This is a genomic window from Nocardia harenae NBRC 108248, assembly GCF_001612885.1.
Classification (GTDB): domain Bacteria; phylum Actinomycetota; class Actinomycetes; order Mycobacteriales; family Mycobacteriaceae; genus Nocardia; species Nocardia harenae.
The window spans coordinates 522,625-549,029 of record NZ_BDBH01000005.1 but is presented as its reverse complement, the minus strand read 5'-3'; the positions used below and the strand labels follow the sequence as shown (position 1 = coordinate 549,029).

The following is a 26,405-nucleotide window of genomic DNA, read 5'->3' as shown; positions in this document are numbered from 1 at the left end:
GCCGTCACATCCGGAAGACGCCGTAGGAGACCGGGGCGAGGGGCGCCTGCGCGCAGGCCGCGAGCGCCAGGCCGAGCACCGTGCGGGTGTCGGCCGGGTCGATCACCCCGTCGTCCCAGAGCCGGGCCGTCGAGTAGTAGGGGTTGCCCTGGGTTTCGTACTGTTCCCGGATCGGGGCCTTGAACGCCTCCCGATCCGCCTCGGACCAGGGGTTGCCCGAGCCGTCGAGCTGGTCGCCGCGCACCGTGGCGAGCACCGAGGCGGCCTGCTCGCCGCCCATCACCGAGATTCGCGCGTTCGGCCACATCCAGAGGAAGCGCGGCGAGTAGGCGCGTCCGCACATGGAGTAATTGCCCGCGCCGTAGGAGCCGCCGATCACCACGGTCAGCTTGGGCACCCTGGCACAGGCAACCGCGGTGACCATCTTGGCGCCGTGCTTGGCGATGCCGCCCGCCTCGTAGTCGCGGCCGACCATGAAGCCGGTGATGTTCTGCAGGAAGAGCAGCGGGATCGTGCGCTTGTCGCAGAGCTCGATGAAGTGCGCGCCCTTCATGGCGGATTCGCCGAAGAGCACGCCGTTGTTCGCCACGATCCCGACGGGGTGGCCGTGCAGCCGCGCGAAGCCGGTGACCAGGGTCTTGCCGTACTCGGCCTTGAACTCGTGGAAGCTGCTGCGCCCGTGGTCGTCCGGCTCGGCGTCGACCAGCCGGGTGATCACCTCGCGCACGTCGTAGGGGGTGCGCAGCTCCACCGGCACCACGTCGTAGAGCTCGTCCGCCGGCGCCGCGGGGGCCACCGATCGGGTGATCTGCCAGGGCGATGCGGGGGCAGGGCCGAGCGTGCCGACGATCCGGCGCACGATGCGCAGCGCGTCCTCGTCGTCCTCGGCCAGGTGGTCGGTGACGCCGGAAACCCGGGCGTGCAGCTCGCCGCCGCCCAGCTCCTCGGCGGTGACCACCTCGCCGGTGGCCGCCTTCACCAGCGGCGGCCCGCCCAGGAAGATGGTGCCCTGGTCGCGGACGATCACCGCCTCGTCGCTCATGGCAGGCACGTAGGCGCCGCCCGCGGTGCAGGAGCCGAGCACCGCGGCGATCTGCGGGATGCCTGCCGCGCTCATGGTGGCCTGGTTGTAGAAGATCCGGCCGAAGTGCTCGCGGTCGGGGAAGACGTCGTCCTGGTGCGGCAGGTGCGCGCCGCCGGAATCCACCAGGTAGACGCAGGGCAGCTGGTTCTGCAGCGCGATCTCTTGCGCGCGCAGGTGCTTCTTCACCGTCATCGGGTAGTAGGTGCCGCCCTTGACCGTCGCGTCGTTGGCGACGATCACGCACTCCCGCCCCGACACCCGGCCGATCCCCGCGAGCACCCCGGCGGCCGGGCAGGCGCCGCCGTACATGCCGTCGGCGGCGAGCGCCCCGATCTCCAGGAACGGGCTGCCCGGGTCGAGCAGCCGGTCCACCCGGTCGCGGGGGAGCAGCTTGCCCCGGTCCAGGTGCCGCTGCCTCGCCTGCTCCGGGCCACCCCGCGCCGCCGCCGCCAGCCGCTCTCGCAGCTCGGCCACGAGGGCGCGGTGCGCCGCCCGGTTGTCGAGCTCCACTGTGCTGGTCATGCCGCATTCCGTTCCGTGTCGGTTAATCGCTGTTAACTGTGTTTCAGGTTAATCTTGATTAACCGAATTTGTCCACCGGAGGTGTGTGGTGCGCGTCGAGCCCGTCCTGCCGACCCGTCGCGAGCAGCTCAAGCAGCAGCGCAGGAGCGATCTGCTGCGGGCGGGGGCGCGGCTGATCGCGGATCGCGGCTTCGCCGGGGTCCGGCTGGACGATCTCGGCGCGGCCGTCGGGATCAGCGGGCCCGCGGTGTACCGGCACTTCGCCTCCAAGGAGGCGCTGCTGATCGAGCTGCTCACCGAGGTCTCCGAGCGGCTGCTCGCCGGTGGGCGGGCGGTGGCTGGCGGTGGCGCCGAGCCCGGCGCCGCGCTGGCCGCGCTGGTCGACTTCCACCTCGACTTCGCGCTCGGCGAGCCGGAGCTCATCCGGATCCAGGATCGCGATCTGGATGCCGTCCCGCCGGGGCCGCGCCGGGAGATCCGGCGGGTCCAGCGGCGCTACGTCGAGGTCTGGGTCGGCGTGCTCTGCGCCCTGCACCCCGGGCTCGGCGAGGAGACCGCGCGGATGCAGGCGCACGCCGCCTTCGGCCTGCTGAACTCGACTCCGCACAGCGCGGGCCGCGCCACCGCCGCCCGCGCCCGCCCGGTACTCCGCCGGATGGCGCTGGTGGCGCTCGGCGGCTGAGCCCGCGTCCGGCCCCGCACCCGCGGCCCGGCCCCGCTGACCTGCCCGGACTACCTGGCGCTCCAGCCGCCGTCCATGGTGTAGCTCGCCCCGGTCACCATGCCCGCGTCGGCGGAGGTGAGCCAGCACACCAGCGCGGCCACCTCCGCAGGCTCCACCAACCGCTTGATGGCGCTCTCGGTGAGCAGCACCTTCTCCACCACCTCCCGCTCCGGGATCCCGTGCGCCGCCGCCTGGTCCGCGATCTGCCGGTCCACCAGCGGCGTGCGCACATAGCCGGGGTTCACGCAGTTGCTGGTGACCCCGTGCGGCCCGCCCTCCAGCGCCGTGACCTTGGAGAGCCCCTCCAGCGCGTGCTTGGCCGTGACGTAGGCCGACTTGTAGGCGGAGGCCCGCAGCCCGTGCACCGAGGAGATGTTCACGATCCGCCCGCCCCCGCTCCGGTACATGTACGGCAGCGCCGCCCGGACCAGCAGGAACGGCGCCTCCACCAGGAGCGTGAGCAACTGCCGGAAGCGCTCCGGCGGGAAGTCCGGGATGGCCGCGACGTGCTGCACCCCGGCATTGTTGACCAGGATGTCGGTCTCCAGCTCCAGCGTCTCCAGCGCGGTGACGTCGAGCAGGTCGACCGCCCATGCGGTGCCGCCGATCTCCGCGGCCACCTCCTTGGCCCCGGTCTCGTCCCGGTCCGCCACCGTCACCTGCGCGCCGCGCTCGGCGAGGGCGCGGGCGCAGGCCGCGCCGATCCCGCTCGCCCCGCCGGTGACCAGCGCGGACTTCCCCTCCAGCGCGCTCATCGGGCGGTCACCGCGGCCTTGGCCTCGCTCGCCAGCTGTGCGGCGTCGGCGGCGTCGATCTGCGCCAGGTCGGCGCCCTTGGTCTCGCGCGCCACCAGCACCGCGATGGCGGTGATCGCGCAGGCCCCGGCCAGGTACCAGGCGATCGGCACCGAGGAGTCGAAGGTGTCCAGCAGCCGCACCGCGATGATCGGCGCCAGCGAACCGGCCACGATCGAGGTCACCTGGTAGCCGAGCGAGACGCCGGAGTACCGCATCCGGGTCGGGAACATCTCCGCCATGATGGCGGGCTGCGCCGAGTACATGAGCGCGTGGAAGACCAGCCCGATCACGATGGCGAGCAGCACCACCACGTGGTGCGCGCTGTTCATCATGGGGAAGGCGAAGAAGCCCCAGGTGCCGCCGAGGATCGCGCCAACCAGGTACACCGGCCGCCTGCCGAGCCGGTCACTGGCCCGCCCGACCAGCGGAATCGCCACGAAGTGCACCGCGTGCGCGATCAGCAGCCACCACAGGATGTCCGAGGTGTCCATGCCGACCTGCACCTTGAGGTAGGTGATCGTGAAGGTGACAACCAGGTAGTACATGATGTTCTCGCCGAACCGCAGCCCCATGGCGGTGAAGACGCCGCGCGGGTAGCGCTTGAGCACCTCGACCGCGCTGAACGAGCTCTCCTTCAGCTCCTCGGCCTCCTGCTGCGCCTCCAGGAAGATCGGCGCGTCGGTGACCTTGGTGCGGATGTAGTACCCGACCAGCACCACCACCGCGGAGAGCCAGAAGGCGACGCGCCAGCCCCAGGAGAGGAAGGCGGCGTCGGAGAGCGTGCTGGTCAGGGTGAGCAGCACCACGGTCGCCAGCAGATTGCCCGCGGGCACACCGGCCTGTGGCCAGCTGGCCCAGAACCCGCGATCCCTGTTCGGGCTGTGCTCCGCGACCAGCAGCACCGCGCCGCCCCACTCGCCGCCGACCGCGAAGCCCTGCAGGAAGCGGAGCAGCACCAGCAGCGCAGGCGCCCAGTACCCGATCTGGCCGAAGGTCGGCAGGCAGCCCATGAGGAAGGTGGCCGCGCCGACCAGGATCAGGCTGAACTGCAGCAGCTTCTTGCGGCCGTACTTGTCGCCGAAGTGGCCGAAGACCAGCCCGCCGAGCGGGCGTGCCACGAAGCCGACGGCGTAGGTGACGAAGGCGGCGAGGATGGCGTCCAGGTCGCTGGTGCCCGCCGGGAAGAACACCTTGCTGAAGACCAGCGTCGCGGCGGTGCCGTAGAGGAAGAACTCGTACCACTCGACGACGGTGCCCGCCATCGATGCCGCCACCACTCGCCGGAGGTTGCTCGGTGCGTAGCCGGGATCGCCGGCCGCGCTGCCTACGCTCATCGAAACTCCTTCGTTCACCCCGGATCAGCTCGCTTTGTGACCGGGCACACACTGAGTGTTTCCTGAGTATTCGTGCGCGAAACCGTGCACCGCAATGCCCAGAACCGCAGCTCCCATCTGCGAGAATGCAGACATGAATCCGGGCCGGGGGCGGCCGAGCGCCGACGATCTGCTGGTGCTGCTCGCCGTCGGCCGCAGCGGCCGCTTCGTCACGGCCGCCGAGGAACTCGGGCTCAACCACACCACCGTCTCGCGCCGGATCGCCGCCCTGGAGCACGACCTCGGCGGCCGGGTGCTCACCCGGGTCGCGGGCGGCTGGGAACTCACCGACCTGGGCCGGGAGGCGCTCGGCGCCGCCGAGGCGGTGGACGCGGCGCTGCGCACGCTGAACCGCGGCGGCGCCGACCGGGTGCTCGAGGGCGTCGTCCGGATCTCCTCGACCGACGGGTTCAGCGGCTACCTCGCCGCCCCCGCCGTCGCCGAGGTGCGGCGCAGCCACCCCGGGATCTCGGTGGAGCTGGTGACCGCCACCCGCCGCGAGTCCAGGCAGCGCTCCGGGCTCGACCTGGAGGTGGTGGTCGGGCAGCCGCAGGTGCACCGTGCCGAGGCGCTGCGGCTCGGCGAGTACTGCCTGCGGCTCTACGGCGCGCGCGGGTACCTGGCCGAGTTCGGCCGCCCCGGCACCGTCGACGATCTGGAGCGCTACCCGCTCGTCTACTTCATCGACTCCATGCTGCAGGTGGACGACCTGGACCTGGCGCCCGCCGTCGTCCCCTCCATGCGTGAGTCGGTGAGTTCCACCAATGTGTTCGTCCACGTCGAGGCGACCAGGGCGGGTGCCGGGCTCGGGCTGCTGCCCTGCTTCATGGCCGACCGCCACCCCGACCTGGAGCGGGTGCTCCCCGCCGAGGTGGTGGTCCGGCTCTCCTACTGGCTCGTCGCGCGGCACGAGACGCTGCGCAGGCCGGAGGTGGCCGAGGTGGTCGCCGCCATCCGTGCCCGGGTGGAGCGCTGTCGCGACGAGTTGCTGGGAAATGCCGGGGCGCCTTCCTAGGCTGGCCGCATGACCTCACTCAGCGAACCCCGGGTCCGCGACTTCCTGGCGCACGGCACCCGCACCGGCAAGGTCGCCTTCGTCGCCGCCGACGGGCGTCCGGTGGTCTCGCCCATCTGGTTCGTCCTCGACGGCGACGAGCTGGTCTTCAATACCGGCCGGGCCACCGCCAAGGGCAAGGCCTTCGCCCGCGACCCCCGCATCGCGCTCTGTGTCGATCTGGAGGAGCCCCCGTACGCCTCCGTCCAGATCCAGGGCACCGTCACCCTCTCCGAGGACCCCGCCGAGTTGCTCCGCACCGCCACCGAGATCGGCGGGCGGTACATGGGGGCGGATCGTGCGGAGGAGTTCGGGAAGCGGAACGGGGTGCCGGGGGAGTTGGTCGTGCGGGTGCGGCCGGTCAAGATCATCGCCCATTTCGACGCCACCGCGTAGCCCTGGGCCGGTGCGCCAGTTGCAGCGCCGTGTGACGACGACCGGCCCGGCCGGTATGACAGCGGGCGGAGCCGCGCGCCCTCGCTCTCTACACTCGCCCGCATGACAGTCCACTTCATCGGCGCGGGCCCGGGAGCGGCGGATCTGCTGACGGTGCGGGCGGTGGAGCTGCTGCGCAGCAGCCCGGTCTGCCTGTATCCGGGCACCTACCTGGACCCGGCGGTGCTCGCGCACTGCGCACCGGGAGCCGAGCTGGTCGACACCCAGCGCCTCGATCTGGACGCCATTGTGGCGAGACTCAGCGCGGCACACGACGAAGGCGCGGATGTGGCGCGGCTGTGCTCGGGCGACCCCTCGCTGTACTCCGCGCTCACCGAGCAGGCGCGCAGGCTGGACCAGCTGGGAATCCCGTGGGACGTGACCCCGGGCGTCCCGGCGTACGCGGCCGCCGCGGCGGTGCTCGGCGCCGAGCTCACCGTCCCGGAGCTGGCCCAGTCGGTGGTGCTCACCCGCGCGCAGGCCCGCTCCACCGCCATGCCCGCGGGCGAGCGACTGCGCGCCTTCGCCGCGACCGGCGCGACGCTGGCACTGCACCTCGCGATCACCAGAACGGAAGAACTGGCGGCCGAGCTCGCGAAGGAGTACGGCCCGGACTGTCCGGCCGCGGTGGTCTACCGCGCCAGCCAGCCGGACCAGCTGATCCTGCGCGGCACCCTGACCGATATCGCCACCAGGGTCGAGCGGGCCGGGCTGCGGCAGGCGGCGGTGATCCTGGTCGGGCGGGCGCTGGCACCGGCGGTCGAGTGCGTGCAATCGCACCTCTACGACCCGGCGCGCACCCGGCGGTGAGCCGGATGGCATCCGCCCGGCAATCGATCCCGCTGTGAGCCGGATAACACCCGCGACGTGCCGCTGACGGCGGCTGAACGCCGTGCACCCGCCCGGCCGGGGCGGATAGGTGATTGCTATCTGCGGTGTTCGGGTATTGGTTGGTCGGGCCCCCGCCGCGACGGTAGATTGGATCGGTGGTCAGCAGCGAGATCGATGCGGTGGAGGCGTTCGCGCCCGTGTAACGGGCGTACCGGGGCAGACAGATATTGCCTACGAAGATTTTTGCCTGATTGAGATGAAACTGGATCCGGAGACGGAAGGCGCCCCGCGGTGACGGGTGGGCGCCTCTTCGGGTGTCGTCGGGGAGCGCTCACGCGGTGTTCCAGAAGCGAGGTTACGGTTGGACCGGCTGGATTTCGGCGGAAACGACGAAACTGGTGACGCTCGGGGAGATGCCGTCGAGTACTTCCCGCTTTCGCCTGCTCAGCTGGGCATTTGGTACGCGCAGCACGTGGACCCGCAGGTCCCCGTCACCATCGCGCAGTACGTGGATCTGCACGGCGACCTCGACCCCGAGCTGCTCCTGCGGGCCGGCATCCGCGCCTCGCTGGAGACCGGCTCCGGCTACCTGCGGATCATCGAGCGCGACGGCGAGCCGCTGCAGGGCGTCGACCCCTCGCTCTCCTCCGAGCAGGAGTACGTCGACCTGCGCGGCGCCGACGACCCCGAGGCGGCCGCCGCCGAGTGGATGCGCGCCGAGTACTCGCGCCCGCTCGACATCGTCGCGGACCGGCTGATCAAGACCGCCGCGCTGCAGCTCGGCGAGCATCGCTGGTACTGGTACACCCGGATCCACCACATCGCGCTGGACGGCCTCGCCGCCACCAACTACGTCGCCAGGATCGCCGAGCTCTACACCGCCGAGGTGCGCGGCGAGGAGGCCCCCGCCGCCAAGGCGACCCCGCTGCGCGCGCTCTACGACGCCGAGATCGCCTACCGGGACAGCTCCCGCTTCCACTCCGACCGCGAGTACTGGGCCGCGCGGGTGGCCGGCCTGGAGGAGGGCACCAGCCTCACCGGCCGCTCCGCCCCGCCATCGGCGCTCAACAATGTCGCCAGCGCCGCGCTCACCGACGAGCAGGACGACCTGCTCGCCGCCGCCGTCGCCAAGCACGACAACACCCCGGCCGGGCTGCTCATCGCCGCCTTCGGCGCCTACCTGGCCCAGCTCACCGGCGCCCAGGACGTCATCCTCAGCCTCCCGGTCACCGCCCGCACCACCGCCGCCATGCGCCGCGCCGGCGGCGTGACCTCGAACATCGTCCCGCTGCGGCTCGCCGTCGGGTACGAGACCACGGTGGCCGAGCTGCTCAAGCGGGTGCAGGTCGAGGTCTCCGGCGCGCTGCGGCACCAGCGCTACCGGCACGAGGACATCCGCCGCGACGCGGCCGGCGACGGCGTGGTGACCACGGAGTTCTTCGGGCCGTGGGTCAACATCATGCTGTTCCACAGCGAGATCGTGCTCGGCACCATGACCGGCCGGTTGAACGTGCTCTCCACCGGCAGCATCGAGGATCTGGGCGTCAACTTCTACCAGTCCACCACCGGCAGCCACACGCACATCGACTTCGAGACCAACCCCAACCTCTACAGCTCCGCCGAGGGCGCCACGCACCACGCCCGCTTCCTGGAATTCTTCCAGCGCTTCCTGGCCGCCGACGCGGAGACGACGGTGTGGAGCCTGCCCGCGACCACCGCCGAGGAGCGGGACCGGACGCTGGTCGAGTGGAACGACGCCGACCAGGACGTGCCGACCACCACGCTGGTCGCGCTGCTGGACGAGCAGATCGCGCGCACCCCCGGGCGAACCGCGCTGCACTTCGAGGGGACGAGTCTGTCCTACGCCGAGTTCGGCGCCAGGGTGAATCAGCTGGCCCACTACCTGGTGGACCAGGGCGTCGGCCCGGAGTCGCTGGTCGCGCTCGGCATGCGGCGCTCGCTGGAGCTGGTGATCGGCATGCACGCGGTGCTGCGGGCCGGCGGCGCGTACGTGCCGATCGACCCCGACCACCCGGCCGAGCGCACCGCCTACATCCTGGAGAGCGCGAACCCGGTCTCGGTGCTCACGCTCGCCACCGACGGCCTGGAGCTGCCCGACGGCGTGCAGCGGGTCGAGCTGGACACCCTCGACGTCTCCGCCTACCCGGCGGGCCCGCTCACCGACGACGACCGGTGGGCGCCGCTGGTGCCGGAGAACACCGCCTACGTCATCTACACCTCCGGCTCCACCGGCCGCCCCAAGGGCGTGGCCGTCACCCACCACGCCATCGTCAACCAGCAGCTGTGGATGCTCGACGAGTACCGGCTCACCGAAGACGACGTCTACCTGCAGAAGACCGCCACCACCTTCGACGTCTCGCTGTGGGGCTACTTCCTGCCGCTGATGTCCGGCGGCGAGCTGGTCGTCGCGGCCCCCGACGGGCACCGCGACCCGCTCTACGTCGCCGAGGCCATCGCCCGGCACCGGGTCACCGTCACCGACTTCGTCCCCTCGATGCTCACGGTCTTCGTCGCGCACGCCACCGCCGAGCAGCTCGCGACGCTGCGCGCGGTGTTCGTGATCGGCGAGGCGCTGCCGCCGGAGACCGCGGCCGGGCTGCGTGCCATCTCCGCGGCCGGGCTGCACAACCTCTACGGCCCCACCGAGGCGGCGGTCTCGGTGACCTACTGGGAGGCCACCGCCGCCGACACGGTCACCGTTCCGATCGGTATCCCCGAGTGGAACGTGCAGGTCTACGTTCTCGACGCCCGCCTGCGCCCGGCCGCGATCGGCGCACCGGGCGAGCTGTACCTTGGCGGCCGCCAGCTGGCCCGCGGCTATCGCGGCCGCCCCGACCTGACCGCGGACCGCTTCGTCGCCAACCCCTTCGCCGCCGCGGGCGAGCGCATGTACCGCACCGGTGACCTGGTGCGCTGGAACAGCGACGGCGTGCTGGAGTACATCGGCCGCACCGACTTCCAGGTCAAGTTCCGCGGCCAGCGCATCGAGCTCGGCGAGATCGAGACGGTGCTGCTCGCCAACCCGGTCATCAGCCAGGCCGCGGTGCTGGTCATGGAGACCGCCACCGGCCAGCAGCTGGTGGCCTACGTGGTGCCCGCACCCGGCGCCACCATCGACCCCGCGGTGGCGACCAGGGCCGCCGCCGAGCGGCTGCCGAGCTACATGGTCCCCGCCGCGCTCGTGGTGCTGGACGCCTTCCCGCTCAACACCAGCGGCAAGCTGGACCGCAAGGCGCTGCCGGAGCCGGTCTTCAGCGCCGACGCCGCCGGTTTCCGCGCCCCGCGCACCGCGGCCGAGGAGATCGTCGCGGGCATCTTCGCCGACGTGCTGAGCCAGGAGCGGGTCGGCGCGGACGACAACTTCTTCGAGCTGGGCGGCAACTCGCTGGTCGCCACCCAGGTGGTGGCGCGGATCAGCGCCGCCTTCGGCATCCGGCTCGGCGTGCGCGCGCTCTTCGAGACGCCGACCGTGGCCGGAATCGCGGCCCGCGCCGAGCACGGCGCCCCGGCCGAGGTCGCCCGGCCCGCGCTGGTCGCGCGGCAGCACCCGGAGCTGGTGCCGCTCTCGCTGGCTCAGCAGCGGATGTGGTTCCTCAACCAGTTCGACCCCACCGTGCCGACCTACAACCTGCCCTTCGTGGTGCGGCTGCGCGGCCACGTCGACGTCCCCGCGCTGCAACTGGCGCTCACCGACGTCATAGCGCGCCAGGAGTCGCTGCGCACCGTCTTCCCGGACGTGGACGGCGGCTTCCAGAAGGTGCTGCCGATGGCGGCGGTCGACCTCGGCATCACACTGCAGACCATCGAGGCCGCTGAGCTCCCCGGCGAGCTGCGCGACTTCGCCTCCCGCGGGTTCGACGTCTCCGAGGACCTGCCGATCCGGATGCGGGTCTTCCACCTCGCCGGTTCGCACAACGGCACCGGCGACTACGCGGTGGCCTTCGTCGTGCACCACATCGCCGCCGACGGCTTCTCCTTCGGCCCGCTGGCCCGCGACTTCGCCGCCGCCTACCTGGCGCGGGCGGCGGGGCAGGAGCCGAGCTGGGCGCCGCTGCCGGTGCAGTATCGCGACTACACGCTGTGGCAGCGCGAGCTGCTCGGCACCGAGTCCGACCCGGAGTCCATGGCCGCCGGGCAGATCGCCTACTGGCGGGAGACCCTGGCCGACCTGCCGGACCAGCTGGACCTGCCGTTCGACCGGCCGCGCCCGCAGGCGCAGAGCTTCCACGGCGCGCAGCTCGGCTTCGACATCGACGCGGAGCTGCACACGCAGCTGGCCGCGCTCGCGCGCGCCGAGGGCGTCACCCTCTTCATGGTCGTGCACGCCTCGCTGGCGCTGCTGCTCTCCCGGCTCTCCGGCAGCTCCGACATCGCGGTCGGCACCCCGATCGCGGGCCGCGGCGAAGCGGCGCTGGACGACCTGATCGGCATGTTCGTCAACACCCTCGTGCTGCGCTCGCAGGTGCGGCCGGGGCAGAGCTTCGCCGAATTCCTCGCCGCGGCGCGGGAATCGGACCTCGCCGCCTTCGCGCACGCCGACGTTCCCTTCGAGCGGCTGGTCGAGGTGCTGAACCCGGCTCGCTCGCAGGCGCGGCACCCGCTGTTCCAGGTCATGCTCTCCTTCCAGGAGCTCTCCCACGGCACCGTCGAGCTGCCCGGCCTCTCGGTCTCCGCCGAGGAGCTCGAGGTCGCCATCGCCAAGTTCGACCTGCAGTGGACGCTGACCGAGCACCGCGGGGCGCAGGGCCAGGCGGGCGGGATCGCGGGCGTCGTCAACTTCGCGACCGACCTCTTCGACGCCGCGACGGTGGCCTCGTTCGCCGAGCGTTTCGTGCGGGTGCTGCGGGCCGTCGTCGCCGACCCGGCCGTGCCGGTCGGCGCGGTGGAGGTGCTCGACGCCGCCGAGCGCGCCGACCTGATCGCCAGGAATGGCGCCCCCGCGACGCCGCCGCGCCCGCTCGCCGAGCTGATGGCCGCGGCCGCCGCGGTCGACCCGGCCGCGCCCGCGGTGGTCTTCGACGGCGTGACGACCTCCTACGGCGAGCTCGACGAGCAGTCGAACCGCCTGGCGCGGCTGCTCATCGCCGAGGGGATCGGGCCGGAGGACCTGGTCGCCGTCGGTGTCCCGCGCTCCGCGGATTCGGTGCTGGCGGTGTGGGCGGTCGCCAAGACCGGCGCCGCGTTCGTCCCGGTGGACCCGACCTACCCCGCCGAGCGGATCGCGCACATGGTGACCGATTCGGGTTCCCCGCTCGGGTTGACCGTGCGCGGGGTCCGTGCCGGGTTGCCGGAGTCGGCGCGGTGGCTGGTGCTCGACGATCTCGAGCTGAGCGAGTTCGATGGTTCGCCGATCACCGATGCCGAGCGGCTGCGGCCGCTGCGTCCGGAGCATCCGGCCTATGTCATCTACACCTCGGGTTCGACCGGTGTGCCCAAGGGTGTGGTCGTCACGCACTCCGGGCTCGCCAACTTCGGGGAGGAGCAGGCCGAGCGGTACGCGCTCGATTCCGATTCCCGGGCTTTGCATTTCGCTTCGCCGTCCTTCGACGCCTCGATTCTGGAGTTGCTGCTCGCGCTGGCTCGTGGTGGTGCGCTGGTTGCTGTCCCCCCCGGGGTGTACGGCGGTGACGAGCTCTCCGAGCTCATTCGTGATGAGGCGGTGACCCATGCCTTCGTGACGCCTGCGGCTTTGGCGACGTTCGATCCGTCCGGGCTGGACACGTTGCGTGTGCTGGTAGCCGGTGGCGAGGCGTGCCCGCCGGAGCTGGTGGCGAAGTGGGCGGTCCCGTTGGCGGATGGCACGATTCGTGCGTTCCACAATGGTTACGGGCCGACCGAGACCACCATCATGACGAATATCAGTGATGCGCTGGTGCCGGGTGAGACGGTGACGATCGGTGGGCCGACCAGGGGTATGCAGTCGCTGATCCTGGATTCCCGGTTGCGGCCGGTCCCGGTGGGTGTCGCGGGTGAGCTGTACCTGTCGGGCATTCAGTTGGCGCGTGGTTACCATGCCCGTCCCGGGCTGAGCGCTGAGCGTTTCGTGGCGAATCCGTATGTGGCCGGGGCGCGGATGTACCGCACCGGTGACGTGGTGCGGTGGACCCGTTCCGGCGAGGTCGAGTATGTGGGCCGTTCGGATTTCCAGGTGAAGGTGCGCGGTTTCCGGATCGAGCTGGGCGAGATCGACGCCGCGCTGGCCGCACACGACACGGTGGATTTCGCGGTCACCATCGGGCACCGCGGCACCGCCGGCGGCACCTCGCTGGTGTCGTATGTCGTCGCCGCGCAGGCGAAGTCGATCGATGTGGCGGAGCTGACCGCGCACGTCGAGGCCAGGCTGCCCGGCTACATGGTGCCGTCCTCGATCATGGTGCTCGACCACGTCCCGCTCACCCCGGTCGGCAAGCTGGACCGCAAGGCGCTGCCCGCACCGGTCTTCGAGGTCAAGGAGTTCCGGGCGCCGTCGACGCCGATCGAGGAGATCGTCGCCGAGGTCTTCGCCGAGGTGCTCGACCTGCCGCGGGTCGGCGTCGACGACGATTTCTTCGAGCTGGGCGGCAACTCGCTCATCGCCACCCAGGTGGCGTCGCGGGTCGGCATCGCGCTGGACACCAGGGTGCCGGTGCGCACGGTCTTCGAGGCGCCGACCGTCGCCGCGCTCGCCGCGCGGGTGGAGTCCCAGGCGGGCGAGGGCGCGCGCAAGGCGCTGGTCGCCAGGGAGCGGCCGGAGCGGGTGCCGCTCTCGCTGGCGCAGCAGCGCATGTGGTTCCTGAACCGCTTCGACACCGCCTCCGCCGTCAACAACATCCCGGTCGCGATCCGGCTCTCCGGCGAACTCGACATCGCGGCGCTGCAGGTCGCCGTCATCGACGTCATCGACAGGCACGAGTCGCTGCGCACCGTCTTCCCGGAGACCGTCGGCGGGCCGGTCCAGGTGGTGCTCGACGCCGCGCAGATCGTCCCCGACCTGACGCCGTACCGGGTCAGCGAGGACACCCTCTTCGACCACCTGATCGACCTGGCGACCATGGCGTTCGACGTCACCAGCGAGGTGCCGCTGCACGCGCGGCTCTTCGAGATCAGCGAGACCGAGTACGTGCTCTGCATGGTCGTGCACCACATCTCGGCCGACGGCTGGTCGATGGCGCCGCTCTCCAGGGACGTGATCGTCGCCTACGCGGCGCGCACCACCTGGGAGGCCCCCGCCTGGGTCGAGCTGCCGGTGCAGTACGCCGACTACGCGCTGTGGCAGCGCGAGGTGCTCGGGTCGGAGGACGACCCGGACTCGCTGATCGCGGCGCAGATCGACTACTGGTCGCGCGAGCTCGCCGACCTCCCGGACGAGCTGGTGCTGCCCGCCGACCGCCCGCGCCCCGCGGTGGCGAGCTACCGCGGCGGCACCTACTCGTTCGTGATCTCGGCGGCCACCCAGCACGCCCTCGTCGAGCTGGGCCGCAAGCACAACGCCTCGCCGTTCATGGTCATGCACAGCGCGCTCGCGGTGCTGCTGGCCCGGCTCTCCGGCACCGACGACATCGCCATCGGCACCCCGATCGCGGGGCGCGGCGAGGCCGCGCTGGACGACCTGGTCGGCATGTTCGTCAACACCCTGGTGCTGCGCACCGGCGTCGCCGCCGGGCAGTCCTTCGCCGAGCTGCTGGCGCAGGCGCGCGAGACCGACCTGCACGCCTTCGCCCACGCCGACCTGCCGTTCGAGCGGCTGGTCGAGATCCTGAACCCGGCGCGCTCGCAGGCGCGGCACCCGCTGTTCCAGGTCATGCTGGCGTTCCAGAACACCAAGCAGGCGCGGCTCGAGCTGCCCGGGCTCTCGGTCACCGGCATCGACTACGACGCCAACCTCGCCAAGTTCGACCTGCAGCTCACCCTGCAGGAGACCCAGGACGACAGCGGCGAGGCCGCGGGCATGGCGGCCGAGTTCTCCTACGCCGCCGACCTCTTCGACGAGGCCACCATCGCGACCTTCGCGCACCGGCTGGACCGGGTGCTCGCGGCCGTCATCGCCGACCCCGACCTCCCGGTCGGCGACATCTCGCTGCTCGACGCCGCCGAGACCGAGCTGGCGCTGCGCGGCTGGAACGACACCGCCTACCCGCTCGACCCCGCGCAGACCCTGGTCTCCGCCTTCGTCGCGCAGCAGCGGCGCACCCCGGACGCCGTCGCCGTCGTTGACCCGGCGACCGGAACCGCCCTCACCTACGCCGAATTCGGCGCCAGGGTGCATCGGCTGGCCAGGGCTCTGGTCGCCGCGGGCGCAGGCCCGGAGCGGCTGATCGGGCTGGCGCTGCGCCGCTCGGTCGACCTCGTCGTCGCCGCGTACGCGGTGCAGGCGGCGGGTGCGGGTTACGTCCCGCTCGACCTGGACCAGCCCGCCGAGCGGATCGCGCACGTGCTGCGGACCGCGCGCCCCGCGGCCATCCTGACCAGCGCGGATACCGGCTTCACCGCGGACGGCGCCCCGGTGCTCGTGCTCGACGACCTCGACCTCACCGGGTACGCCGACACCCCGCTCACCGACGCCGACCGGAATGCCCCGCTGCGCCCGGAGAACCCGGCGTACGTCATCTTCACCTCCGGCTCCACCGGCCGCCCCAAGGGCGTCGCGCTGCCGCACGCCGCCGTCCTCAACCAGGTGCGCTGGATCACCGCGGAGTACGGCATCGGCCCGGACGACGTGGTGCTGTTCAAGACCCCCGCCACCTTCGACGTCTCGGTGTGGGAGCTGTTCGGTCCGCTCAGCGTCGGCGGCCGGATGGTGGTGGCGAGCCCCGACGGCCACCGCGACCCCGCCTACCTGGCCGAGGTCATCGCGGCCGAGCGGGTCACCCTGACCTCCTTCGTCCCGTCCATGCTGAGCGTCTTCGCGAGCACGGTCGAGGCCGCCGGAATCGGCTCCGGCGCGCTGGATTCACTGCGCGCGCTGCTGGTCGCGGGCGAGGCGTTCACCGCCGCCGAGGTGCAGGCGCTGCGCCGGGTCTCCGGCGCCGAGCTGCACAACCTGTACGGCCCCACCGAGTTCGCGGTGCACGCCACGCACCACCCGGTGCCCGCCGAGGTGGCGGGCGCGGTGCCGATCGGCCTCCCGGTGTGGAACGCCGAGGCGTACGTGCTCGACGGCAGGCTGCACCCCGTCGCCCCCGGTATCGCGGGTGAGCTCTATCTCGCAGGCGCGCAGCTGGCCCGCGGCTACTTCGGCCGCGCCGACCTGACCGCCGACCGCTTCGTGGCGAACCCGTTCGGCGGGCCGGGCGCGCGCATGTACCGCACCGGCGACCTGGTGACCCGCGATCACAGCGGCGCCATCGTCTACCTGGGCCGCACCGACTTCCAGGTGAAGCTGCGCGGCCTGCGCATCGAGCTCGGCGAGATCGAGACCGCGCTCACCGCGCACGAGACGGTCGCGCGGGCCGTCGCGCTGGTGCGCAGCGACGGCCGGACCGGTGACCAGCTGGTCGGGTACGTGGTGCCCGCCGCCGGCGCCGCCGTGGACCTGGACGAGCTCCGCGCCCACCTCGGCGCGGTGCTGCCCTCGTACATGGTGCCCGCCGCCTTCGTGGTGCTCGACGCCATGCCGCTGAGCCCGAACGGCAAGCTGGACCGGCGCGCGCTGCCGGTGCCGGTCTTCGAGGCGCGCGCCTTCCGCGCGCCCTCGACGCCGATCGAGGAGATCGTCGCGGGCGTCTTCGCCGAGGTGCTCGGGGTGCACACCGCCGAGCGCGCGGTCGGGCTGGACGACGACTTCTTCGAGCTGGGCGGCAACTCGCTGGTCGCCACCCAGGTGGTGGCCCGGCTCGGCGCCGCGCTGGACACCAGGGTGCCGGTGCGGATGCTCTTCGAGGCGCCCACCGTCGCCGCGCTCGCGGCCCGCATGGAGACCACCGCCGGTGCGGGCGGCCGCCCGGTGCTGACGCCGCGGCCGCGGCCGGAGTTCCCGCCGCTCTCGCTGGCCCAGCAGCGGATGTGGTTCCTCAGCCGCTTCGAGTCCGACTCCGCCGCCTACAACATCCCGGCGGCGGTGCGGCTGCACGGCTCGCTCGACATCGAGGCGCTGCGCGCCGCGGTCGCCGACGTGATCACCAGGCACGAGTCGCTGCGCACCGTCTACCCCTCGCACGACGGCATCGCCTACCAGCAGGTGCTGCCCACCGCGCAGGCCATCCCGGCGCTCGACGTGGTGCCGCTGGACGAGGCCGAGATCGCCCCCGCGCTGCACGAATTCGTGCTGACCGGCTTCGACGTCACCAGCCAGCCACCGGTCCGGCTCCGGGTGTTCCAGGTGGAGCCGCGGATCGACCACAGCCGCTGGCGCGACACCACGCAGGACTACGTGCTGGCGGTGGTGGTGCACCACATCGCCGCCGACGGCGTCTCCATGCGCCCGCTGGTCCGCGACCTCATGGCCGCCTACGTGGCACGCAGCAGCGAAGCCGCGCCGAGCTGGGCGCCGCTGCCGGTGCAGTACGTGGACTACGCGCTCTGGCAGCGCGAAACCCTCGGCACCGAGGACGATCCCGGCTCGCTGGTCGCCGCCCAGCTGGACTACTGGAAGACCGCGCTCGCCGGGCTCCCCGAGGAGCTGCGGCTCGCGCCGGGGCAGCGCCCGCCCGTCGCCTCCTACCGCGCGGGCACGCACCGCTTCACCGTGCCCGGCGAGCTGATCGAGGAGCTGAACCAGCTGGCGCATGCCAATGGCACCACGCTCTTCATGGTGGTGCACAGCGCCTTCGCCGCGCTGCTCTCCCGGCTCAGCGGGTCCGACGACATCGCGGTCGGCATCCCGGTCGCCGGGCGCGGCGAGGCCGCGCTGGACGACCTGGTCGGCATGTTCGTCAATACCCTCGTGCTGCGCACCGCGGTCGACACCGCGACCCCGTTCACCGAGCTGCTGAGCCAGGTGCGCGAGCGCGACCTGCAGGCCTTCGCGCACGCCGACCTGCCCTTCGAGCGGCTGGTCGAGGTGCTGAACCCGGCCCGCTCGCAGGCGCGGCACCCGCTCTTCCAGGTCATGCTCTCGTTCCAGAACATGGGCCGCACCTCGCTGGAGCTGCCCGGGCTGCGCGTGGCCGAGCTGGAGCTGGACGCCCCGACCGCCAAGTTCGACCTGCAGCTCACCCTCGGCGAGACCCCGGTCGGCACGCACATCGGCCCGGCCGGGATCCGCGGCGGCGGCGCAGGCGCCATGGACGCCGAACTGGTCTTCGCGCTCGACCTCTTCGACGCCGGCTTCGCCGACGCCTTCGCCCAGCGCTTCGTCCGGGTGCTGCGCGGCATCGCCGCCGACCCCGGTGTCGCGGTCGGCGATATCGACCTGCTGGACGACGCCGAGCGGCACACCGTGCTGCGCCGCTGGAACGACACCGAGTTCGGCGTGGACGCCGCGCTCACCTCGCCGGTCGGCGATGCCGCCGCCGCGACCCTGGTCTCCATGTTCGAGGCGCAGGCCGCCCGCACCCCGGACGCCTACGCGCTCACCTTCGAGGGGACGAGTCTCACCTACGCCGAGTTCGCGAGCCGGGTGCACCGGCTGGCGCGCTGGCTCAAGCAGCACGGCGTCGGCCCGGAGTCCTACGTGGCGCTCGGCATGCGCCGCTCGCTCGACCTGGTGATCGGCATGTACGCCATCGGCGCCGCCGGCGGCGCCTACGTGCCGCTCGACCCGGACCACCCGGCCGAGCGGATCGACCACATCCTGGACACCGCGCGCCCGGTCTGCGTGCTCACCTCCGGCTCCGACCTGGACAGCGCGCTGGCCAGGCAGGTCCGGATCGACGAGCTGAACCTCTCCGGCTTCTCCGACGCCCCGCTCACCGATGCCGACCGGCACCGGCCGCTGCGTCCCGGCAATACCGCGTACGTCATCTTCACCTCGGGCTCCACCGGCCGCCCCAAGGGGGTCGCGGTGAGCCACGCGGCCATCGTGAACCGGCTGGTCTGGGCGCACGCGCAGTACGGCCTCGCCGCCGACGACGTGGTGCTGCAGAAGACGCCGGCCACCTTCGACGTGTCGGTGTGGGAGTTCTTCTGGCCGCTGCAGGTCGGCGCGCGGCTGGTGGTGGCGCGGCCGGACGGACACCGCGACCCGGTGTACCTGGCCCGGCTGATCACCGAGGAGCAGATCACCACGGTGCACTTCGTGCCGTCCATGCTCTCGCTCTTCGTGAACGAGGAGCGGGCCGCGGACTGCACCGTGATCCGCAATGCCTTCGCCTCCGGCGAGGCGCTGCCCGCGGGCGCCGCGCAGAAGCTGCGGCAGCTGACCGGCGCCAGGCTGCACAACCTCTACGGGCCGACCGAGGCCGCGGTCGAGGTGACCTTCCACGAGGTCACCGACGCCGACACGCAGACCGTGCCGATCGGCGCCCCGGTCTTCAACACCCAGGTGTACGTGCTGGATTCGCGGCTGCGGCCGGTGCCGCCCGGGGTGCCGGGCGAGCTGCACCTGGCTGGCGCGCAGCTCGCCTACGGCTACGTCGGCCGCCCCGACCTGACCTGCGACCGCTTCGTGGCCAACCCCTTCGACGCCGGGCGCCGCATGTACCGCACCGGCGACCTGGTGGTCTGGACCCCGGACGGCGAGCTGGAGTACCTGGGCCGCACCGACTTCCAGGTCAAGCTGCGCGGCCTGCGCATCGAGCTGGGCGAGATCGAGGGCGCGCTCACCGCGCAGGACGCGGTGTCACAGGCCGTCGTGGTGGTCCGCTCGGACGAGCACACCGGCGACCAGCTCGTCGCCTACCTGGTGGCGAACCCGGATCGGGTGATCGATACCGAGGGCGTGAAGGCCGAGCTGACGCACCGGCTCCCGGCCTACATGGTCCCGGCCGCCTACGTGGTGCTGGACGCCTTCCCGCTGAACCCCTCCGGCAAGCTGGACCGCAAGGCGCTGCCCGCGCCGGTCTTCGAGGCCAGGGTGTTCCGCGCCCCGGCCACCCCGGTGCAGGAGATCGTGGCGAGCGTCTTCGCCGAGGTGCTCGGCGCCGAGCGGGTCGGGCTGGACGACGACTTCTTCCAGCTCGGCGGCAACTCGCTGGTCGCCACCCAGGTGGCGGCCCGGCTCGGCGAGGCGCTCGACACGCGGATTCCGGTGCGCGCGCTCTTCGAGACCTCGACGGTGGCCGCGCTGGCCGCGGCGGTGGAAGGCGCGGCGTCCGCGGCCGATGGGACGCGCCGGGCGCCGCTGGTGGCGCGCGAGCGGCCGGAGCTGGTGCCGCTCTCCCCGGCGCAGCAGCGCATGTGGTTCCTGAACCGCTTCGACAGCCGCACCGCGGTGAACAACATCCCGATCGCGGTCCGGCTCTCCGGCACCCTCGATGTCGGCGCGCTGAACGCCGCCGTCGCCGACCTGGTGGCCAGGCACGAGACGCTGCGCACGATCTACCCCGAGGTGGACGGCGACGGCTTCCAGCGGGTGCTGCCCGCCGAGGACGTCGCGGTCACCCTGGTGGCCGAGCCGGTGCGGGCGGGGACGCTGCCCGCGCGCATCGTGGAGCTGGCGAGCACGCACTTCGACGTCACCGCCGAGGTGCCGTTCCGGGCGAGCCTGCTCGCGCTGAACGAGCGCAACCACGTGCTGGTGCTGGTCATGCACCACATCTCCGGCGACGGCTTCTCGCTGCGCCCGCTGCTGCGCGACGTGGTGATCGCCTACACCGAGCGCACCCGCGGCGAGGCGCCCACCTGGTCCCCGCTGGAGGTGCAGTACGCCGACTACGCGCTCTGGCAGCGCGACGTCCTCGGCAGCGAAACCGACCCGCAGTCGGTGGCGGCCGAGCAGATCGGCTACTGGACCGAGCAGCTGCGCGACCTCCCCGACCAGATCGAGCTCCCCGCCGACCGCCCCCGCCCCGAGATCGCCTCGAACGCCGGTGGGCTGCACAGCTTCTCGCTCGACCCGGAGCTGCACCGCAGCCTGACCGAGCTGGCGAGGGCCCGCGGCACCACGCTCTTCATGGTCATGCACGCGGCGCTCGCCACCTGGGCGGCGCGGCTCTCCACCGGCACCGATATCGCCATCGGCACCCCGATCGCCGGGCGCGGCGAGCGGGCGCTGGACGACGTGGTCGGCATGTTCGTCAACACCCTCGTGCTGCGGACCGAGGTGCGGCCAGGCACCCGCTTCGGCGAGCTGCTGGAGCAGGTGCGCCGCACCGACCTGGCCGCCTTCGCGCACGCCGACGTCCCCTTCGAGCGGCTGGTCGACGTACTCAGCCCGGCCCGCTCGCAGGCGCACCACCCGCTCTTCCAGGTGGCGCTGACCTTCGAGGCGGCCTCGGCCACCGAGATGGGCACCGTCCAGTTGCCCGGGCTGGAGCTGAGCGCGGTCGAGTTCGACGCGGGCACCGCCAAATTCGACCTGCAGCTCACCGTTGGACGATCAGCCGAGGCCCCCGCTGATTCGCTGGCGCTGAGCTGGAACTACGCCACCGAACTCTTCGACCCCGCCACCGTCGCCTCCTTCGCGGAGCGGCTGACCCGGATCCTGCGCACCGTCGCGGACGACCCGGACGTGATCGTCGGCGATATCGACCTGCTCGGCGAGCGCGAGCGGCTCGACCTCTCGGAGCGCTGGGTGCGGGCAGGGGCCGACTCCTACGCCGGCCGCTTCGCCGATGAATCCGCCACCCTGGTCGACCTCTTCGACGGCATCGTGGCCGAGCACGGCCCGCGCACCGCGGTGACGTTCGGCGCCGACACCCTCACCTACACCGAGCTGGACCGCCGCGCGAACGTGCTCGCGCGCCGGCTCATCGAGGAGGGCGCGGGGCCGGAGCGGCTGGTCGCGGTGATCCTGCCGCGCTCGCTGGACCTGGTGGTGGCGCTGCTCGCGGTGGTCAAGGCGGGCGCGGGGTATGTGCCGGTCGACCCGGCCTACCCGGCCGATCGCATCGCCTACGTGCTGGCGGACGCCGAGCCCACCAGCGTGATCGTGGACTCCACCGTGCAGGTGGAGCTGCCCGCCGGGCTGCCGCGGGTGGTGCTGGACGGTTACGCCGTCGAGGCGGGCGATATCGAGGACGCCGACGACGGCCCGGTCACCGATGCCGACCGGATCGCCCCGCTGACCGCGGGCAATATCGCCTACGTCATCTACACGTCGGGTTCGACCGGCCGCCCCAAGGGCGTCCCGGTGCAGCACGGCAATGTGGTGCGGCTGCTGGCCAATACCGATGCCGACTTCGGTTTCGGCCCGCACGACGTGTGGACGCTGTTCCACTCCTTCGCCTTCGATTTCTCGGTCTGGGAGCTGTGGGGTCCGCTGGCCTTCGGCGGCAGGCTGGTCGTGGTCGACTACTACACCTCGCGCTCGCCCGAGCAGTTCCTGGAGTTGCTTCGCGACGAGCGGGTGACCGTGCTCAACCAGACCCCGTCGGCCTTCTACCAGCTGGCCGAGGCGGACCGGAACGCCGATCCGGGTGCGGCGGCGCTCGCGCTGCGCGCGGTGGTGTTCGGCGGTGAGGCGCTGGAGCTGCGCCGGTTGAGCGATTGGGTCGCCAGGCACGGCGACACCGCGCCGGTGCTGGTGAACATGTACGGCATCACCGAGACCACGGTGCACGTCTCCTACCGGCCGCTGGACGCGGCGACCATCGCGTCCGCGTCGGGTTCGGTGGTGGGCCGGGCCATTCCGGGGCTGAGTATCCACGTGCTGGACGAGCGGCTGCGGCCGGTGCCGGTCGGGGTCTCGGGTGAGATGTACGTGGCGGGCAAGCAGCTGGCCCGCGGCTACCTGGGCCGCCCCGACCTGTCCGCGGCCCGCTTCGTGGCCGGGCCGGACGGCACCAGGCTGTACCGCTCCGGTGACCTCGCGCGCTGGAACCGCAGTGGCGAGCTGGAGTACCTCGGCCGCGCCGACGATCAGGTCAAGGTGCGCGGCTTCCGGATCGAGCTCGGCGAGATCGAGTCCGCGGTGCTGGCGCAGGACGGCGTCGCGCAGGCGGCCGTCGTCGTCCGCGAGGATCAGCCGGGCGATCAGCGGATCGTCGCCTACATTGTGGCCGAGCCGGGGGCCACGCCGGATCTGGATGCCGTGCGCGCCGGGGCCGCCGAGCGGCTGCCCGCGTACATGGTGCCCGCCGCGCTGGTGCGGCTGGAGTGGATCCCGCTCACCGTGAACGGCAAGCTGGACCGCCGCGCGCTGCCCGCCCCGGCGGCGCAGGCCCGTGCCTTCCGCGCACCGGTCACCCCGGTGCAGGAGGCCGTCGCGGCGGTCTTCGCCGAGGTGCTCGACCTGGAGCGGGTCGGCGTCGACGACGACTTCTTCGAGCTGGGCGGCAACTCGCTCATCGCCACCAGGGTGGCGGCCAGGATCGGCGCCGCGCTCGGCACCACCGTGCCGGTGCGCACGCTGTTCGAGGCGTCCACCGTGGCGGCGCTCGCCGCCCGCGTGGAGTCGCACACCGGCGGCCCCGAGCGGGCCCCGCTGGTCGCGCGCCCGCGCGGCGATGCCCTGGTGCCGCTGTCGTTCGCGCAGCAGCGCATGTGGTTCCTGAACAAGTACGACACCGCCTCGGCGGCCTACAACCTGCCGATCGCCATCCGGCTCACCGGCGCGCTCGACGTCGACGCGCTGCGGCTCGCCGTGGCCGACGTGGTGCGCAGGCACGAATCGCTGCGCACCAGGTACCCGGAGCACGGCGGCACCCCGACCCAGGTGATCGTGCCGGTCGAGGAGGTCGCGCTCGACCTCGCCCCGGTCGATGTCGCAGCGGCCTCGCTGGTCGAGGCCGTCACCGCCTTCGTGAGCACCGGTTTCGATGTGGCCGAGCAGGTTCCGCTGCGCACCCGGCTCTACCGGGTGTCCGGCGACCAGCACGTGCTGGTGGTCGTCGTGCACCACATCGCCGCCGACGGCTTCTCGGTCGGGCCGCTGACCAGGGACGTCATGGTGGCCTACACCGCGCGCACCCAGGGCGGCGATCCCGGCTGGGCCCCGCTCGCGGTGCAGTACGCGGACTTCGCGCTCTGGCAGCGCGAGGTGCTCGGCACCGAGGAAGACGCGGAATCGCTGATGGCGCGGCAGGTCGCGTACTGGCAGCGCGCGCTCTCGGACATCCCGGACGAGATCACCCTGCCCGCGGACCGCCCGCGCCCGGCCGTGGCGAGCCTCCGCGGGGCCACCCTGCACGACGAGATCCCGGCCGAGCTGGTCGCCGCGCTGGAGGAGATCGCCCGCGCCAAGGGCGCCTCGCTCTTCATGGTGGTGCACAGCGCGCTCGCGGTGCTGCTGGCCCGGCTCTCCGGCACCGACGACATCGCGATCGGCACCCCGATCGCAGGCCGCGGCGAGGCCGCGCTGGACGACCTGGTCGGCATGTTCGTCAACACCCTGGTGCTGCGCACCGCCATCGAGCCGGGCGATTCCTTCGCCGAGCTGGTCGGCAAGGTGCGCCGCACCGACCTGGACGCCTTCGGCAATGCCGACGTGCCGTTCGAGCGGCTGGTGGAGCTGCTCGCGCCGGAGCGCTCGCAGGCCCGCAACCCGCTCTTCCAGGTCATGCTGGCCTTCCAGAACCTGGATCGCGGCACGCTGGAGCTGCCCGGGCTCTCGGTCTCCGCGCTCGACCTGGACGAGGCCGTCGCCCGCTTCGACCTCCAGTTCACCCTCGCGCAGAACAGCGCGGGCGGGCTCGCGCTCGGCCTCACCTACGCCACCGAGCTCTTCGACGAGGCCACCGCGGCGGCGTTCGTCCGGCGCTGGCTGCGGGTGCTCACCGCGGTCGCCGCCGACCCGTCGATCGCCGTCGGCGGAATCGACGTGCTCGACGCCGAGGAGCGCGCGGACCTGGTGTCCCGCACCGGAGCCCCCGCCGTCGCGCCGCGTCCGCTGCCGGAGCTCTTCACCATCGGCGCGCCGGAGGCGCCCGCGGTGGTGTTCCGCGGCGAGACCCTGACCTACGGCGAGCTGGACGAGCGCTCCAACCGGCTGGCCCGGCTGCTCATCGCGGCCGGTGTCGGCACCGAGGACCTGGTCGCCGTCGGCATTCCGCGCTCCGCGGACTCGGTGCTCGCGGCGTGGGCGGTCGCCAAGACCGGTGCCGCCTTCGTGCCGGTGGACCCGAACTACCCGGCCGAGCGCATCGCGCACATGGTGACCGACTCCGGCTCGCCGCTCGGGCTCACCGTGCGCGAAGTGCGCGAGGGGTTGCCGGAGTCGGCGCGCTGGCTGGTGCTCGACGATCTCGAGCTGAGCGAGTTCGACGGCGCGCCGATCACCGATGCCGAGCGGCTGCGGCCGCTGCGCCCGGAGCACCCGGCCTACGTCATCTACACCTCGGGCTCGACCGGTGTGCCCAAGGGTGTGGTCGTCACGCACTCCGGGCTCGCCAACTTCGGGGAGGAGCAGGCCGAGCGGTACGCGCTCGATTCCGATTCCCGCGCCCTGCATTTCGCTTCGCCGTCCTTCGACGCCTCGATCCTGGAGCTGCTGCTCGCGCTGGCTCGCGGTGGTGCGCTGGTCGTGGTTCCGCCCGGTGTCTACGGCGGTGACGAGCTCTCCGAGCTCATCCGGTCGAAGCGGGTGACCCATGCCTTCATCACCCCGGCCGCGCTGGCCACCTTCGACCCGAGCGGGCTCGACACGCTGCGTGTGCTGGTCGCCGGTGGCGAGGCGTGCCCGCCGGAGTTGGTGGCGAAGTGGGCGGTCCCGTTGGCGGACGGCACGATTCGTGCGTTCCACAATGGTTACGGGCCGACCGAGACCACGATCATGACGAATATCAGTGATGCGCTGGTGCCGGGTGAGACGGTGACGATCGGTGGGCCGACCAGGGGCATGCAGTCGCTGATCCTGGATTCCCGGTTGCGGCCGGTCCCGGTGGGTGTCGCGGGTGAGCTGTATCTGTCGGGTATCCAGTTGGCGCGTGGTTACCATGCGCGTCCTGGTTTGACTGCCGAGCGTTTCGTGGCGAATCCGTATGTGGCCGGGGCGCGGATGTACCGCACCGGTGATGTGGTGCGGTGGACTCGTTCCGGTGAGGTCGAGTATGTGGGCCGTTCGGATTTCCAGGTGAAGGTGCGCGGTTTCCGGATCGAGCTGGGCGAGATCGACGCCGCGCTGGCCGCGCACCCGACCGTCGACTTCGCGGTCACCGTCGGCCACAAGGCGGAGAACGGGGCCACCACGCTGGTGGCGTACGTTGTCGCGGCGCAGCGGCAGTCCATCGATGTGGCGGAGCTGACCGCGCACGTCGAGGAGAGCCTCCCCGCCTACATGGTGCCGTCCTCGATCATGGTGCTCGACCACATCCCACTCACCCCGGTCGGCAAGCTGGACCGCAAGGCGCTGCCCGAGCCGGTCTTCGCCACCGAGGTCGCCTTCCGCGCGCCGCGCACCCCGATCGAGCACACCATCGCCGAGGTCTTCGCCGAGGTGCTCGGCGTGGAGCGGGTCGGCGTGGACGACTCCTTCTTCGCGCTCGGCGGCGACTCCATCGTCTCCATCCAGCTGGTCTCCCGGGCCAAGGCGCGCGGCGTGGTGTTCAGCCCGCGGCACGTCTTCGAGCAGCGCACCGTGGCCGGGCTGGCCGCGGTCGCGGAGACCGCG

Annotated in this window: 8 protein-coding genes (1 of these 8 running past the window's edge); 5 read left to right on the top strand and 3 right to left on the bottom strand. The window is 72.2% G+C overall.

What is annotated here, in order from left to right:
• Nucleotides 1-4: 4 nt before the first annotated feature.
• A complete protein-coding gene (locus NH2_RS13980) occupies nt 5-1,606 on the bottom strand; it encodes a carboxyl transferase domain-containing protein (protein ID WP_067653389.1) in 1,602 nt (533 codons plus the stop codon).
• A gap of 85 nt (nt 1,607-1,691) precedes the next feature.
• Here NH2_RS13980 and NH2_RS13975 point away from each other — a divergent pair, with 85 nt between their 5' ends.
• Nucleotides 1,692-2,288, top strand: coding sequence for an SACE_7040 family transcriptional regulator (locus NH2_RS13975; RefSeq protein ID WP_067653387.1), 597 nt, complete (start codon nt 1,692-1,694; stop codon nt 2,286-2,288).
• A gap of 50 nt (nt 2,289-2,338) precedes the next feature.
• Here the strand turns inward: NH2_RS13975 and NH2_RS13970 are convergent, their stop codons facing one another.
• Together NH2_RS13970 and NH2_RS13965 are read right to left on the bottom strand one after the other, a co-directional pair.
• Nucleotides 2,339-3,085 (bottom strand): 3-hydroxybutyrate dehydrogenase, encoded by a 747-nt coding sequence (locus NH2_RS13970; RefSeq protein WP_067653385.1) that lies wholly within the window; start codon nt 3,083-3,085, stop codon nt 2,339-2,341.
• Complete coding sequence (locus NH2_RS13965; protein ID WP_067653383.1) at nt 3,082-4,461, bottom strand: MFS transporter; 1,380 nt, start codon at nt 4,459-4,461, stop codon at nt 3,082-3,084. Before NH2_RS13965 ends, NH2_RS13970 begins: the two co-directional genes overlap by 4 nt.
• A 133-nt stretch (nt 4,462-4,594) precedes the next feature.
• Here NH2_RS13965 and NH2_RS13960 point away from each other — a divergent pair, with 133 nt between their 5' ends.
• The 4 genes from NH2_RS13960 to NH2_RS13945 form a co-directional block, all read left to right on the top strand.
• A complete protein-coding gene (locus tag NH2_RS13960; RefSeq protein ID WP_157103764.1) occupies nt 4,595-5,515 on the top strand; it encodes a LysR family transcriptional regulator in 921 nt (306 codons plus the stop codon).
• 9 nt (nt 5,516-5,524) lie between these two features.
• The gene (locus NH2_RS13955) at nt 5,525-5,950 is read left to right on the top strand and encodes a PPOX class F420-dependent oxidoreductase (RefSeq protein ID WP_067653379.1); all 426 of its coding nucleotides are present in this window, start codon (nt 5,525-5,527) and stop codon (nt 5,948-5,950) included.
• Nucleotides 5,951-6,052: 102 nt separating this feature from the next.
• Nucleotides 6,053-6,799, top strand: coding sequence for a precorrin-4 C(11)-methyltransferase (cobM, locus tag NH2_RS13950; RefSeq protein WP_067653377.1), 747 nt, complete (start codon nt 6,053-6,055; stop codon nt 6,797-6,799).
• A 382-nt stretch (nt 6,800-7,181) separates the two neighbouring features.
• Nucleotides 7,182-26,405, top strand: the 5' portion of a protein-coding gene (locus tag NH2_RS13945) for a non-ribosomal peptide synthetase (protein ID WP_067653375.1). 18,018 nt of this gene lie beyond the right edge of the window; the window shows 19,224 of its 37,242 coding nt (coding positions 1-19,224); its start codon is at nt 7,182-7,184; its stop codon lies beyond the right edge, outside the window.